12 protein-coding genes are annotated in these 14,482 nt (G+C 67.1%); 3 read left to right on the top strand and 9 right to left on the bottom strand.

Going from position 1 to position 14,482, the window contains the following annotated elements; genetic code table 11:
- Nucleotides 1-35 precede the first annotated feature (35 nt).
- The 3 genes from dapC to ACQP2D_RS07230 form a co-directional block, all read right to left on the bottom strand.
- A complete protein-coding gene (gene dapC / locus ACQP2D_RS07240) occupies nucleotides 36-1,190 on the bottom strand; it encodes a succinyldiaminopimelate transaminase (protein WP_433682932.1) in 1,155 nt (384 codons plus the stop codon).
- Complete coding sequence (gene fdxA, locus ACQP2D_RS07235; protein WP_014987978.1) at nucleotides 1,187-1,510, bottom strand: ferredoxin; 324 nt, start codon at nucleotides 1,508-1,510, stop codon at nucleotides 1,187-1,189. Before fdxA ends, dapC begins: the two co-directional genes overlap by 4 nt.
- Nucleotides 1,511-1,710: 200 nt before the next feature.
- Nucleotides 1,711-4,314 carry a bifunctional FO biosynthesis protein CofGH gene (locus tag ACQP2D_RS07230; RefSeq protein ID WP_433682931.1) on the bottom strand — a complete coding sequence of 868 codons (2,604 nt, stop codon included), beginning with the start codon at nucleotides 4,312-4,314 and terminating at the stop codon, nucleotides 1,711-1,713.
- Between the two features lie 204 nt (nucleotides 4,315-4,518).
- Between ACQP2D_RS07230 and ACQP2D_RS07225 the strand changes: the two genes are divergently transcribed.
- On the top strand, nucleotides 4,519-5,016 hold the full coding sequence (locus ACQP2D_RS07225) for a PH domain-containing protein (protein WP_433682930.1): 498 nt from the start codon (nucleotides 4,519-4,521) through the stop codon (nucleotides 5,014-5,016).
- A gap of 73 nt (nucleotides 5,017-5,089) precedes the next feature.
- Entirely contained in the window at nucleotides 5,090-6,766 is a 1,677-nt protein-coding gene (locus ACQP2D_RS07220) for a PH domain-containing protein (protein ID WP_433685565.1), read from the top strand.
- Between the two features lies 1 nt (nucleotide 6,767).
- Here the strand turns inward: ACQP2D_RS07220 and ACQP2D_RS07215 are convergent, their stop codons facing one another.
- Nucleotides 6,768-7,640 (bottom strand): alpha/beta fold hydrolase, encoded by an 873-nt coding sequence (locus ACQP2D_RS07215; RefSeq protein ID WP_433682929.1) that lies wholly within the window; start codon nucleotides 7,638-7,640, stop codon nucleotides 6,768-6,770.
- A gap of 134 nt (nucleotides 7,641-7,774) precedes the next feature.
- Between ACQP2D_RS07215 and ACQP2D_RS07210 the strand changes: the two genes are divergently transcribed.
- Nucleotides 7,775-9,613 (top strand): APC family permease, encoded by a 1,839-nt coding sequence (locus ACQP2D_RS07210; RefSeq protein WP_433685564.1) that lies wholly within the window; start codon nucleotides 7,775-7,777, stop codon nucleotides 9,611-9,613.
- A 66-nt stretch (nucleotides 9,614-9,679) separates the two neighbouring features.
- On the opposite strand, the gene ACQP2D_RS07205 is transcribed toward ACQP2D_RS07210, so the two are convergent.
- The 5 genes from ACQP2D_RS07205 to ACQP2D_RS07185 all read right to left on the bottom strand — a co-directional run bounded on the left by ACQP2D_RS07205 (nucleotide 9,680) and on the right by ACQP2D_RS07185 (nucleotide 14,479).
- Nucleotides 9,680-10,096: a hypothetical protein gene (locus tag ACQP2D_RS07205; protein ID WP_433682928.1), complete on the bottom strand. Its 417-nt coding sequence runs from the start codon at nucleotides 10,094-10,096 to the stop codon at nucleotides 9,680-9,682.
- Entirely contained in the window at nucleotides 10,093-10,251 is a 159-nt protein-coding gene (locus tag ACQP2D_RS07200) for a hypothetical protein (RefSeq protein WP_364383781.1), read from the bottom strand. The genes ACQP2D_RS07205 and ACQP2D_RS07200 overlap by 4 nt, the downstream gene beginning before the upstream one ends.
- A 20-nt stretch (nucleotides 10,252-10,271) precedes the next feature.
- Nucleotides 10,272-11,738, bottom strand: coding sequence for an amino acid permease (locus ACQP2D_RS07195; RefSeq protein WP_433682927.1), 1,467 nt, complete (start codon nucleotides 11,736-11,738; stop codon nucleotides 10,272-10,274).
- A gap of 90 nt (nucleotides 11,739-11,828) precedes the next feature.
- Complete coding sequence (gene mshB / locus ACQP2D_RS07190; protein ID WP_433682926.1) at nucleotides 11,829-12,740, bottom strand: N-acetyl-1-D-myo-inositol-2-amino-2-deoxy-alpha-D-glucopyranoside deacetylase; 912 nt, start codon at nucleotides 12,738-12,740, stop codon at nucleotides 11,829-11,831.
- Entirely contained in the window at nucleotides 12,737-14,479 is a 1,743-nt protein-coding gene (locus tag ACQP2D_RS07185; RefSeq protein WP_433685563.1) for an ABC transporter family substrate-binding protein, read from the bottom strand. Before ACQP2D_RS07185 ends, mshB begins: the two co-directional genes overlap by 4 nt.
- Nucleotides 14,480-14,482 lie beyond the last annotated feature (3 nt).

Here is a 14,482-nt window from a genome sequence, read left to right as displayed (position 1 = left end):
TCGTCGGGCGCGATCGCCGGCCGTGTCGGCGGGACTCAGCTCAGCCGCTGTGCCGCGGCCCGAATGCGCTCATCGGTGGCGGTGAGTGCGATGCGCACGTACTCGCCCGCGCCCGGTCCGTAGAAGTCGCCGGGGGCGGCCAGAATGCCGCGCTCGGCCAGCCACTCCAGGGTGGTGCGACACGGCTCGCCCCTGGTGGACCACAGGTACAGGCCCGCTTCCGAGTGATCGATGCGAAAACCGGCTTGTTGCAAGGCCTTTCGCAGTACCTCACGACGCGCACGGTAGCGCTCACGCTGCTGCGCCTCATGGTTGTCGTCACCGAGTGCGGCGGCCATGGCCGCCTGGACCGGGAACGGCACCATCATCCCGGAATGCTTGCGCACCTCGAGCATTTCGGCGACGAGTTCCGGATCGCCGAACACGAAACCGGCGCGGTAGCTGGCCAGATTCGAGGTCTTCGACAGCGAGTGCACCGCGAGCAGGCCGGTGTGGTCGCCGTCGCACACCTCGGGATCCAGGATCGAGACGGCATGCCCCTCCCAGGACAGGCCCAGGTAGCACTCGTCGGAGGCGACCACCGCACCACGCTCGCGCGCGAACTGCACCACCTTGCGCAGATGCTCGACGCCCAGCACCCGCCCCGTCGGATTCGACGGTGAGTTCACGTAGATAAGGGCGGGCGAGCGCGGACCCAACTGGGTCAGCCCGTCGGCCCGCACCACCTGCGCACCGGCCAGCAGCGCGCCCACCTCGTAGGTCGGGTAGGCGACCTCGGGGATAACGACCAGATCGCCCGCGCCGAGGCCGAGCAGCCGCGGCAGCCCGGCGATGAGTTCCTTGGTGCCGATCACCGGCAATACCGCGGCCGGGTCCAGACCGGTGATCCCGTACCGCCGCTTCAGCGCATCGACCGCCGCGGCGCGCAACTCCGGGGTGCCGTGCGTGGTCGGATAGCCGGGTACCTCGGCGACCGAACTCAATGCTGCACGGATCAGCGGGTCCACCGGATCGACCGGAGTGCCGACCGACAGGTCGACGATTCCGTCCGGATGCGCGGCGGCCTTGGCCTTCACCGCCGCGATGGTGTCCCAGGGAAAGTCGGGCAGCAGAGCACTGACCTTACGCAGGCTGCCTCCTCCGCGGCCGTCGCTCCCGTCGCGGTGACGCGGTGACACCTCAGAGCTCATTCACTCGCCATCGGCGGCAGCTCTTTGATGAACGGCGGATCGTAATCCACCTTGCCGACCTTCGTCGCGCCGCCGGGCGAACCCAGCTCGTCGAAGAAGTCGACATTGGCGTTCACGTATCCGCTCCACTGATCCGGGGTGTCGTCTTCGTAGAAGATCGCCTCCACCGGGCACACCGGCTCACATGCACCACAGTCCACGCACTCGTCGGGATGGATGTACAGCATGCGACCGCCCTCGTAGATGCAGTCCACGGGGCATTCTTCGATGCATGCCTTGTCCTTCACGTCAACGCACGGTTCAGCGATGATGTACGGCACTGCCGCTCTCCTAGTCTGTCCTCACGGGGATACTCCGCCCGGCGTCACACTATCCCGGCAGCTCAGGCTACTCCTGGTCAGCCTGCCCTAACTAACTTTGTTCCGCACGCCACTCGGTGGATACGAAACACCCCTTGCATCCGCGTCTTTGCGAATCGACGCTGCGCGACGACCGCGAGTCCGGTACGGCCCCGGTGCCGCTAGCCCACCGACAGTGGCAGCGCCGCGGAGATCTTCCGTTGCGGCACCCCGTAGGTGGTGGTGCGCTCGCGCACCGGACGGCCGATGCCATCGGCGATCTCGGTGAGTTCGGCGACGGTCTTGGCGGACCCGTGTTGGGACCCGGCCATGCGGGAGATGGTCTCCTCCATCAACGTACCGCCCAGATCGTTGGCGCCGCCGTTGAGCATGGTCCGAGTACCCGCGGTACCGAGTTTCACCCAGCTGGTCTGGATGTTGTCGATACGGCCGTGCAGCATGATCCGCGCCAGGGCGTGCGCCGCCCGGTTGTCCCGGATGGTCGGTCCCGGTCGCGCCGCACCCGCTAGATACAGCGGCGAACTCTGATGCACGAACGGCAGCAACACGAATTCGGTGAAACCGCCCGTCTCGTCCTGGATTCCGCGCAGCACCCGCAGATGTCCGACCCAGTGCTTCGGATTGTCCACGTGGCCGTACATCATCGTGGAACTGGAGCGCAGCCCGACCTGATGCGCGGTGGTGATCACCTCGATCCAGGCCGAGGTCGGCAGTTTGCCCTTGGTGAGCACCCAGCGGACCTCGTCGTCGAGGATCTCCGCGGCCGTGCCCGGAATCGTGTCCAGTCCGGCTTCCTTCAGCGCGACCAGCCAATCGCGGATGCTCTGGCCGCCGCGCGAGGCACCGTTCACGATCTCCATCGGGCTGAACGCGTGCACATGCATCGAGGGCACCCGCTGCTTGATCGCGCGCACCAGATCGGCATAGCCGGTGACCGGCAGATCCGGGTCGATACCGCCCTGCATGCAGATTTCGGTCGCGCCGTCGACATGCGCCTCCCAGGCGCGGTCGGCGACCTCGTCCATGCTCAGGGTGAACGCGTCGGCATCGCCCTTGCGCTGGGCGAATGCGCAGAAGCGGCAACCGGTGTAGCAGATATTGGTGAAGTTGATGTTCCGGTTCACCACATAGGTGACCTCATCGCCGTTGACATCGCGGCGCAGTTGGTCGGCCAGTGCCGCGACGGCTTCCAGTGCCGGCCCCTCCGCCGTTGCCAGCGCGAGGTATTCCGCGTCGGTGAGGCCAGCCGGATCGCTTTCGGCGGCCCGCAGCGCGGCGAGCACATCGGAGTCGAGCCGCTCGGGTGCCGCCACCGCGAGATCGCGGGCCTGTTCGCGGATGGTGTCCCAGTCGCCGAAGGCGCCGACCACATCCTGGCCGAGCGCGGAGTCACTGCGGCTCTCGGTATTTCGGCCCTCGGTGTCGATCGAGGTGTTCAGATCGACGCGGCCCGCCGACTCCCATGACTCGTCCGGTTCCTGCCAGGGCAGGCCCACCGGAATCGCATCCGGATTCGCCAGACCGGTCTTCGGATCGGTGAGCGCCGCGACATGCGCGCCGATGCGCGGATCGACCCACGGATTGCCCGCGCGCACATATTTCGGATGCGCGGAGGTGCGTTCGACCAGCTGATAGCCCGCGGCCTCGGTGATCTCGCGCAGCGTATCCAGATTCGGCCAGGGCCGTTCCGGATTCACATGGTCGGGGGTGACCGGCGAGACACCGCCCCAGTCATCGATGCCCGCGTCGATCAGGGCGCGACATTCCCCGTGCGACACCAGATTCGGCGGCGCCTGCACCGGCACATCGGGTCCGAGCAGCAGTCGGGTGACCGCGATGGTGGCGCGGAATTCCTCCATACCCGCGTCCGGAACGTCGCGCATGGCGGTGTCGTCCTTGGCGCGGAAGTTCTGGATGATCACTTCCTGGATGTGTCCGAATGCCTTGTGCTGCTTGCGGATCGCCATGATCGACTCGGCCCGCTCGGTCAGCGTCTCGCCGATGCCGACCAGAATGCCGGTGGTGTAGGGCACCGACAGCCGACCCGCGTCGGTGATGGCGCGCAGCCGCAGCGCCGGATCCTTATCCGGACTTCCGTAGTGGCAGTTGCCCTTCTCGGTGAACAGCCGGGTCGCGGTCGTCTCGAGCATCATGCCCATCGACTGCGCGACCGGCTTGAGCCGGGAGATCTCCGCCCAGCTCATGACGCCCGGATTCAGATGCGGCAGCAGGCCGGTCTCCTCGAGCACCATGATCGAGACCGCGCGCAGGTAGTCCAGCGTGGAGTCGTAGCCGCGCTCGTCGAGCCACTGCGCGGCCTCCGGCCAGCGGTCCTCGGGCCGGTCACCGAGGGTGAACAGCGCCTCCTTGCAGCCCAGCGCCGCACCGCGGCGCGCGATATCGAGCACCTCGTCGGGCTCCAGGAACATGCCCTTGCCCTCGGCGCGCAATTTGCCCGGCACCGTGACGAAGGTGCAGTAGTGGCATTTGTCCCGACACAGCCTGGTCAACGGGATGAAGACATTGCGCGAATAACTGATCGTCTTCGGCCGCCCCGCCGATTCCAGTCCGGCATCACGCACCCGGGCGGCGCTGCGACACAGGTCGACGAGGTCGTCACCGCGCGCGTGCAGCAGCACGGCCGCCTCGTCCACGTTCAGTGTCACGCCATCGCGGGCCCGCCGCAGCGCACGGCGCATTGCCGATGGCGTTGGCGGTGCGGGCGGGACGCTCGGGGTCGCTAGCTCGGTCACGCCCTCGATCATGCGCTACACATCCTGGGCTGTCTCCCTCCAGTGCTCGTGACCGTTGCCAACTCCCGGGTTGCGCGCACTATTCCGAATTCCCGAGCCAATGTATTCCCGCCCTGGCCGAGGCGGTTTTGCGGTGGTTCATGATCGCATCGGCGGCGGCCGGCCCGCTCGGTGCGAGGGTGGGAAACCCTGCTTGCGCGTGCAACCATGGCAGGCATGTCGCAGTCGCGCACGATCATGGCCGATCCGGCCTGGCGTCCGAGCACCAAGGCCAAGCTCCTGTGGTCTGTTCAGGCCGCGATGGGGTGGATGGTTCCCTTCGTGGCGCTGATCGTCTGGACGCTGGTCGATGCCGGTCACCGGGGTGCGCAACTGGTCGTCTTCGCGGCGGCGGTGCTGCTGGCGGGGCTGAGCATCGGGGTAGTGCCGCTGTGGCGGTACGCGGTGCATCGGTGGGAGGTGACCGATGAGGCGGTGTATACCCGGGTCGGGTGGTTGGCGGTGGAGAGCCGGGTGGCGCCGATCTCCAGGGTGCAGACCGTAGATACCGAGCGCGGGCCACTGGAGCGGTTGCTCGGGCTGGCGACGGTGACCGTGACGACGGCGTCATCGGCCGGAGCGGTGCGGATCTCGGCATTGGATCTGCCGGTCGCCGAACAGACCGTCACGCGGCTGACCGCGATTGCCGCACAGCACCGCGGGGATGCGACATGAGCGAGCGAACATCAGACACAGCCGAGCGCACGCTCGTGCCGGAGCCGAGCGTCAGCGAGGCGCAGGCATGAGCATGCCGGACAACGGCATCGGACCGGGCGCGGATCAGCCGTGGCTGCGGCTGGATAAGCGAATGTTGTTGGTACACCCCGTTACCGAGGTGGTGAAGTTCATCCCGGTGCTGATCGGATCGGTGATCCTCGGTACCAATACCGGCAACCACTTGTGGGGCCTCATCGCATTGGCGCTGATCGTCGGCTTCGCGCTGACGCGCTGGTTCACCACCACCTACCGGGTCGGGCCGACGCATGTGGAGTTGCGCACCGGATTGATCCAGCGCAAGAAGCTGTCGGTGCCGCGGTCGCGGATCCGGTCGGTGGATATCGAAGCCGATCTGCTGCATCGGGTGCTCGGACTCGCCGTGCTGGCGATAGGCACCGGGCAGCACGCGGATTCGAGCGAGAAGTTCAAGTTGGACGCGTTGGACGCGGATGCGGTGCCACCGTTGCGGGCGGCTTTGCTCGCACATACCTCGGCCAGGGTGTCGTCCGCAGCGCAGGAGAGCGTGGATCCGCTGCGAAAAGGTCTGCCGGAATACGCGTCCGGGAACGTCCGCGAGATCGGTCACTGGCAGGCGAGCTGGGTGCGTTACGCGCCGCTGTCGCTGACCGGTTTCGCGATCATCGCACCGATTGTCGGTGTCACCTTCCAATACGGATTCGGCCAGGTACTTTTCAGTTCGGACGCGGTGCACAGCATCGAGGACGGCAGTGCCGCGCTCATCGCCGTCGCCATCGCGCTGCTCATCCTCGCCATCGTGGTGATCGTCAGCCTGGCGGCCTGCGCGCGTTATCTGGCAACGTATTTCGGGCTGCGGGTGCTCGATAACGACCGCACCCTGCACCTGCGCCACGGCCTGTTCACGACCCGGCAGATCACTTTGGATCTGGCCCGCTTCCGCGGCGCGACCGTCAACGAACCGCTGCTGCTGCGCTTGGCCGGTGCCGCCGAACTCGAGGCCATCATGACCGGTCAGAGCCCACGCCAGAAGATCCTGCCGCAGGCACCGCGTGCCGCCATCGAACGCACCCTTGCGGAATTGCTCGTGCCCCGAGGTGCCGAGTCGCCCGATATCGCGGCGTCGCGAATCGCCCGAGCGGGCATTGCATCGCCGGACCGCGCAACCGGTGACATTTCGACTACCGAATTCCCGCCGGCCAGTACTACGAAAGACCGTGCGCTACCACGAGAATCAGTGACCGGCCAGGGCGCGACGGTGAGCACCGCACCGCTGGTCGCGCACGGTCCGGTCGCCCGCCGCCGCCGGTACACCCGCGCGCTGAGCCCGATCCTGATCGGCGCGGCCGCGATGCTGATCTTTTCCCTGACCGGAGTGGACTTTTCACCGTGGTGGTGGCTGCTACCCGCGCTCACGGCCCTGATCGCCGCGGCGCTGGCTGCGGACCGCTACCGCGGACTCGGCCACGCCGTTCTGCCCGCGACCGAGCACAGCCCGGCCTGGCTGATCACCCGCTCCGGCTCCCTCGACCGCGATCGCGACTGTTTGGAGGCTCCCGGCATTATCGGCTGGACCGTCCGCCAATCCTTCTGGCAGCGCCGCTCCGGCATCGCCACCGTGGTGGCCGCCACCGCGGCGGGCAAGAAGCGCTACCACGTCGTCGATATTCCGCTCGAACAGGCCTGGGAACTCATCGAATCCGCGACGCCCGGGCGCCTCGGCACGCGCTGAATCAGCTTGCGGCCGAACGCGATACGGTCGGATCGACGAGGAAGGCGCGCAGTGCGGCGGCGACCTGGTCGGGGGTTTCCACATTGGGGGAATGGCCCGCGGTGTCGATCAGCTCGATGTGCGCGCCCGCGGCGGCGTATCGGTCGACGGTATTGCGCCAACCATAGAGGCTGTCGTGTCGACCGTGAATCACCAAGGCGGGCAGGCCGAGAGCGCGGATCTGCGCATCGAGCGGCCATGCCGCCAGCTCCTGTGGGCGTTCCACCAGGACCGCTCGGTTGGCGCGCCAGGACATGGCGCGGTGATCCGAGCGCAGTTGGTCCCAGCCCGGCGCGGCGGCAGCCGGATCGAATCCGGGTGCGAATCCGGCACCGAGCGCGCGCCGCAGAATCCAGTTGTTGTTCAGCAGCGCATGCGCGCAGCGCCCGACCGGCGCCCAGCCGAGCAGCCGCAGCACCGGACGCAGAATCCGCAGAATCCGGAGTTCTGCGCAGTCCGGGGCCTGATCGACGACGACCACCTCGCTGACCCGACCGGACAGTTCCGCGAGCCCGAGCGCGCTGTCGGCGCCCCACGAATGTCCGATCACGGTGGCGTCGGCGACATCGAGCCGCTCCAGCACCGCGGTGAGCATTTCGCTCTGTGAGCGCTGATCGAATCCGGGTTCGGCTGTGGTGCAACCGAATCCGAGCAGGTCGATCCGGATCACCCGGTAGGTGTCGGCCAGTAGCGGGGTCAGTCCATCCCACCAGTGCACCGAACCCTCGAATCCGTGCAGCAAGACAATGGGTTTGCCATCGGCAGGACCGTCCTGTCGAACGTGTATCGCCCCGGCTGGCACCTGGACGAGTTCGCCGATCATGCGCCGTTCCATTACTGCTCCGTACCTCGGTGTCTGAGACTGTTCACTTCGAGAATAAGGCGCGACGCAGCCGATCCGTCTGTTCGGCCCGACTCACATTGTGTCGCTGATCGATTGCCAGCACCACGCCGAGTTCAATGGTTGACGTGGTCCAGACCCCGATATCGCCGACCCGGGAGTTACCCATAGCCGATCGCCGGGTACGGCGAATGCAGCGGGGCGACAGATATCGACTGACCGCAATCGGCGGTTTGGCGGCGTTGTCGCTGGATGCGCTATCCAGCGTGGCGTATGGGCCCGAGGCGATCGTGCTGGTGCTCGTCGCGGCGGGTGCGGCGGCGGTGTCCTGGACCCTGCCCGTGTCGCTGGCGATCGCGGCGCTGTTGCTGGTGTTGGTGCTGTCGTATCGGCAGGTTATCGCCGTACATCCGGACGGCGGCGGGTCCTATGCGGTGGCGAAGAAGGATCTCGGCCGCGGCGCCAGTCTGCTCGCGGCGGCGAGTCTGGTGGTCGACTACGTGCTGACCGTGGCGGTGAGTCTCGCCGCCGGTGCGGCCAGTTTGGCCAGCGCGTTTCCGGTACTGGCCGATCATCTGCTGTTGCTCACGCTGACCGGACTCGCATTGCTGACCGTGATCAATCTGATCGGGGTGGCCGAATCGGCGAAAGTGCTGATGGGGCCGACATTTCTGTTCATTGTCGCGATACTCGCGGTGATCGCGGTCGGGTTGTTCCGCCCGACACCCGTCGCGGTGATCGGCACCGATCTCGGCCCGTTCGTGCCGTACGATACCGTCGGAATCCTATTGCTGCTCAAGGCATTTTCCGCGGGCTGCTCGGCGCTGACCGGTGTCGAGGCAATCGCCAATGCGGTGCCGTCGTTCCGAACTCCCGCGGTACGGCGGGCGCAGCACACCGAGATCGCCCTGGGCGTATTGCTGTGCACGATGCTGCTCGGTCTGGCCTTCCTGATTCGTCGTCATCACGCGGTGCCGCGCGGTGACGTAACCCTGCTCGCCCAACTGTCGGCGGCGGCATTCGGCACGGGCTGGGCGTTCTACGTCACCAGCCTGGCCGTCACCCTCGCCCTGTGCCTGGCCGCCAATACCAGCTTCGGTGGGCTGCCGGTGCTGCTGTCACTGCTGGCCAAGGACCACCGCGTCGCGCACCTGTTCGCATTGCGCTCCGAACGCCCGGTGTTCCGCTACGGCGTCGCGGCCCTCGCCGTCCTGGCGGCTACCGTGCTACTTGTGGTCCATGCCGAAACCCACCGGCTGCTACCGGTTTACGCGGTCGGCGTCTTCATCGGCTTCACCATCAGCCAGACCGGTCTGGTACGGCACTGGCGCGAAGAGCGTGGACCCGGCTGGCTCCCGCGCGCCGCGCTCAATGGCTTCGGCGCGGTGCTCACCGCGGTCGCCGCCGTGGTCCTGCTCATCGAGAAATTCACCGAGGGCGCCTGGCTGCTGCTGATCATCGTGCCCGCATTGGTCATCCTGTCCGCGCGCACCGAGAACTACTACCGCAGCGTGGCCGAACAACTCGGCCTGGGCCGAATCCCGTTCCTGCCACCGGAATCCCCGGATCAAGAACCGATGCTCATCGTGGTCCCGGTGGTCGCGGTCAGCGAGGTCGCCGCCCGCGCCCTGCACACCGCACGAGCCTTCGGCGGTGAAATCGTCGCCGTGGCAGCCGAAATCGACCCCGCCGCCACGCGTCGCCTGAGCGCCCAGTGGAAGGAATGGGATCCCGGCGTCCCGCTGATGGTTCTCCCCAGTCCCCGCCGCAGCCTCGTCGCCACCCTCGTCGGCTATGTCCGCAACCAAACCCGAAAGGGTCGCCAGGTCACCGTCCTCCTGGCCCAGGTCGAAGCCAATCGCTGGTGGCACCGCCTCCTGCACAACCCGCGCGGACCCGTCCTGGCCGCTGCCATGCGCGCCCGCACCGATGCCGTCATCGCCTCACTGGCGGTCCGGCTGGACTGACCACCGGGTTGCGCTCTGACGGTATATCGCGATACCGATGGCCCGGCCGTAGAAATTCGGGATCGCTCAGCGACCGAACAGCCCGGCGTTCATGCGGAAGTAGAGGTACAGCAAAGGCGGGGCCAGGCCGCAGATCAGCAGAAGCAGCGTGCGCCAATCGGTTCCCAGCATGATGTCGCCGCCGGGTCCGGTGACCGAGCAGGCGAGAAAGCCGAGGGTCCACACACCCAGGGGCAGTAGCGCCACGCCGACGTGGTGGGTCACCGAGCGGACCCCCATGACCAGCAGGACATTCACCACACCGGCCACTACCGCGGACAGCGGGAAGGCGACGGTATCGATATAGGTGGGCAGGTAGAGGACTTCCAGAGCCAGGGTGATCAGGGCGTCCAAGACCAGGACGCCGATGATCACCGCGCCCAGTCGGAGGGGATCGGGGGCGCTGTACCCGCGATCCGTTGCCTTCTCGACGTCTACCCTCACGCGACCGGGGGGAAACCGAGGAGGGTGAGCAGATGGCTCTGCATATCGACGAACGCGTACAGCACCGACATATAGATGTCGTGCTGTTGCTGCGCGCCAGGGCGCAGGCTGTCCACGAAGGCAGCGATGGCGTTCTGCAGATCCCAGTTGTACATGACCGGAGTCTATTCCGAGATCAGTCACCTTCAATGGGGATGTTCGCGACAACTGGGAATTCGCCGGTGTAGCCCCCGCGCATCGCCGCGATGGCGAGTACCCGTTTGCGGGCGGCGTACCAGCCGATGATCAGCGCCGGAACGATCACCACCAGCGAGGCGACGGTCCAGGTGCCGACCGGATAGTCGACGCCGGTGAGCACCACCACGAAGAACAGGAAGGCCAGTGTGAGCAGGCCGGTCCACGGTGCGCCCCACATGCGGAACTCGGGCCGCTTCAGCTTGCCCCGCTTCCACCAGCGCCACAGCTGCAACTGGCACAGCACGATGGTGGCCCACGAGGCGATAATGCCGAGCGAGGCCATATTCAGCACGATCTCGAAGGCACGCTCGGGAACGACGCCATTGAGCGCGATGCCGCACAGCGCGATCAGACTGGTGAGCACGATGCCGCCGTAGGGCACACCGTTGCCGCCCATGACCCCGGTGAACTTGGGCGCGCTGCCGTTCATCGACATCGACCGCAGAATGCGTCCGGTGGAGTACAGACCGGCGTTGAGGCTGGAGAAGGCGGCGGTGAGCACCACGACGTTCATGATGCTGCCGATACCCGGCACACCGAGCATGGTGAAGAAGGTGACGAACGGACTCTCACCGGATTTGTAGCTGGTGTAGGGCAGCAGCAGCCCGAGCAGTACGAGCGAGCCGACATAGAAGACCGCGATCCGCAGGATGACCGAATTGATCGCGCGCGGCATGATCTTGGCCGGATGCTCCGTCTCCCCCGCCGCGGTGCCCACCAGTTCGACTGCGGCATAGGCGAATACGACACCGGAGGTGACCACGACCAGCGGCAGGATCCCGGTCGGGAACAGTCCGCCGTGATCGGTGACAACGCTCGGACCGGTTGCCGCACCCTGCACGGTGAATCGGCCGATCAGGAATACGGTGCCGATGATCAGGAATGCGCTCAGCGCCGTCACCTTCACCAGCGCGGCCCAGAACTCCATCTCGCCGAACCATTTGACCGAGACCAGATTGACCCCGAGCACGATCACCAACGCGATGAGCGCGAGCAGCCACTGCGGAATATGGCTGAATCCGGCCCAGTAGTGGAAATACTGAGCAATCGCGGTGGTATCGGCGATTCCGGTCATCGACCAGTTCAGGAAGTACATCCAACCGGCGACGAATGCGGCCTTCTCACCGAAGAATTCGCGGGCGTAGGAGACGAACGAACCGGATGACGGCCGGTGCAGCACCAGTTCGCCGAGCGCGCGCAGGATGAAGAAGACGAAGACACCGCACACCGCGTAGACAACGAAAAGTCCTGGTCCCGCGCTCGCCAGCCGACCGCCCGCACCGAGGAACAGACCGGTTCCGATGGCACCGCCCATGGCGATCATCTGGAGCTGACGCGGTTTGAGACTCTTGTGGTACCCGTGGTCCTCGATGCTGAGGTGAGTCTTGTCGCCGACCGCTGTCATATACCGCTATGCCCTCCACATCGATGTCCGAGATCACACAGACGGTACCTGCCGTTGTGAGCAGCCACGACAGCAACCCTCAGGCAACAGTCAGGAACTCCGAGGTGTCAGGGGTGAAACGTTCAGGTGCTGCAGCCCCGCGAACAGATCGTGCTCGCGTCCATCCGGCCCCACCGGCCCCCGCGTGCCGCGAACCAGCACGAAGTGCTCCTCCGGAAGGACCGGCTGCGCAACGTTATTGGAGAGCGCGAACTCCCGCCCCGACGGCGCGACGGTCACCTGAGTGGCATGCGCGCGCAGCGCCGCCCGCTTGGCGGCCAGCGAATCGGATACATCGACGGTGGTCGTCACCGTATGACTCGGCACGCTCGCGAGTTCCCCCGCGGCGGGCAGCCGCCAGCCGACCGGCAATCCGCCCGGCAGCCCCTCCACGGTGCGCCGGGCCAGCGCCTCGGTGTGCAGGCGCAGCATGTCGCCGTCGGTGACCGTCCAATAGAACTTCGGGGTGTCCCAGCCCTGCTCGGCCGCCGCGGTGACCGCCGCCGAGGTGACCCAGTGCGCCCGGATATGGTCCGGATGTCCGTAGCCGCCGCGCGGGTCGTAACCGATCACCACCGAGGGCCGCAGTTCCAGCACGATCGCGGTGAGCGCGTCCACCGCGGCGGCGCCGGAATGCACGAAGGCCCGCGGATGGTCGGCGGCCGGGGTGCCCACCATGCCGGAGTCACGCCAGCGGCCCGCACCGCCGAGGAAGCACGGCGGTCCGGCCTTCAGCGCGGCCAGCGCCCTGGTGAGTTCGGATATCCGATACCCGCCCAGCTGATCGGCGTGCTCGGCGGTCAACTGCGCCCACTCGTCCCCGATCACCTCACCCTCTTCGCCGAGGGTGCAGGTCACCACGGTCACCGGTACGCCACGGCGGCGGTAGTGCGCGATGGTGCCCCCGGTGGTGATGGACTCGTCGTCCGGGTGCGCGTGCACCAGCAGCAGTCCGCCCGTCATGGGATCCTGCGCCACATCGCGGCGTCACCGAAGATGCCGACCTGGATGGCCCCGCTCAACGACGCGCCGTCGACCCGCGGTCCGGATGCGGCCACGACATTGTCCTGCACGATCGGCAGCACCGTCGCCAGCGCCCACAGCCGCGGTTCGGCATCGGCCAGCGCCCGGCCGAGCTCGGTACCGCGCAACGCCTCGTCGATCGAGGGCTGCAGTCCGGGATCGCAGACACCGGACAGATTGCTCGGCGCCTTCTTGGCCGCCTCGATGGCGGTCTGCGAATTCCCATTGCTGGCACCGGCTTCCACCGGCGGGCAGCTGTACCGGGAGGCGAGCACGGTGGCCGGATCCGAACCGGCGACCTCCCAGCCGACAATGGCGTCGACGCCGCCCTCGGTGAGCTCCTTGCCGTAGAGCGTATCCGCGGTGAGGCTGCGCACACTGGCATCGATTCCGGCACTGCGCAATTGGTCCGCGGCGGTATTGGCGACCGCGAGCGCGGTGGCGTCACCCTGCACCGCGCCGATCCGAATCGCCAGCCCCTTACCGTTTTTCGCGACCGAGCGGGGCCGGGGCGCGGGTGAGGTCGGCGACTGCACCGGCGGCGTCTCCGGCGCACGGCCGTACCCGGCCTCGGCGAGCAGCGCGAACGCCTCGTCCGCGGATGGGCGCGGCGGCGCGGTGGGTGCGTAACCGGGATCGGACGGCGTCAGGATCTGCGCGCGCACCGGCTCGACCCAGCCACCGGTCTGCCCGGCGACGGTGGCCAGCAGCGTCGGATCGATCAGCGCGGTCACCCCGCGGCGCACCCGCGGATCGCTGAGATCGCCGCTGCGGCCATTGATCACGAACTGCAGCTCACGCGATTGCGGCATGATCGCGGTGCGCACCGACGGGATCGCCGCCAGCTGCGCCTGGGTCGCGACACCGCCGTGCACCAGGGCCATCTGGGCATCGCCGGTGCGCAGCGAATCGGCCAGCTGCGCGGGAGTTCCGCCGCGGCGCAGCAGAATCTGGTCCGGCGCCGCGGGTGTGCCCCAATAGCGATCGTTGCGTTCGAGCAGAATCTCGTCGCGCCCGCGATCGGTCGATTTGATGCGGAAGTTGCCGCCCGAGACCTGAACTCCCTCGACCAGACCGGTGGCGAAACCGCCGGGCTGGTCCTTGATCAGATGTGAGGGCAGCAGATTCGTGAACAGCTCACGCCAGGCCGGATAGGGCTCGGTCATCGTGACGGTGACCGTCTTACCGCCGCCGGAGGAGCTGATATCGGCGATGCGCCGATAGCCCGCCGGATCGACGACACCCGGCTGGGTGATCATCTGCTGCCACAGGAACCGGAAGTCCTCCGCGGCGATCGGCGCGCCATCGGACCAGTTCGCCTGGTTGCGCAGCGTGTAGGTGATGGTGAACGGTTCCTGCGCGGTGATATCGGCCGATACGACCAGCGCCGTATCGGGCACCCACTCGGTGGCGCCGGGCACCGCCGGATTCGGCACCGGCCGGAACGGGCTCGGCAACACCATCGAACTCACCGCAGCGGTGGCCGGTGACTGATCGGAACGCAGGTGCGGATTGAACCCGATGCCGATGTCATCGATGGCCACCACGACGGTGTTCTTCCCCGGTTTGGCCGGTGTCGTCTTGGGGCTGTCGGTGCTCTCGATCGGCGGTGGCGGATTCGCGGTGCATCCGGCGAGCACCGTCGTCGAGGCGGCCATCATGATCAGCATCGCGCGCATCGT

The organism is Nocardia sp. CA-119907 (assembly GCF_050955995.1).
GTDB lineage: Bacteria > Actinomycetota > Actinomycetes > Mycobacteriales > Mycobacteriaceae > Nocardia.
The sequence above is the reverse complement of the archived record's forward strand: the minus strand, read 5'-3'. Positions and strand labels throughout refer to the sequence as shown.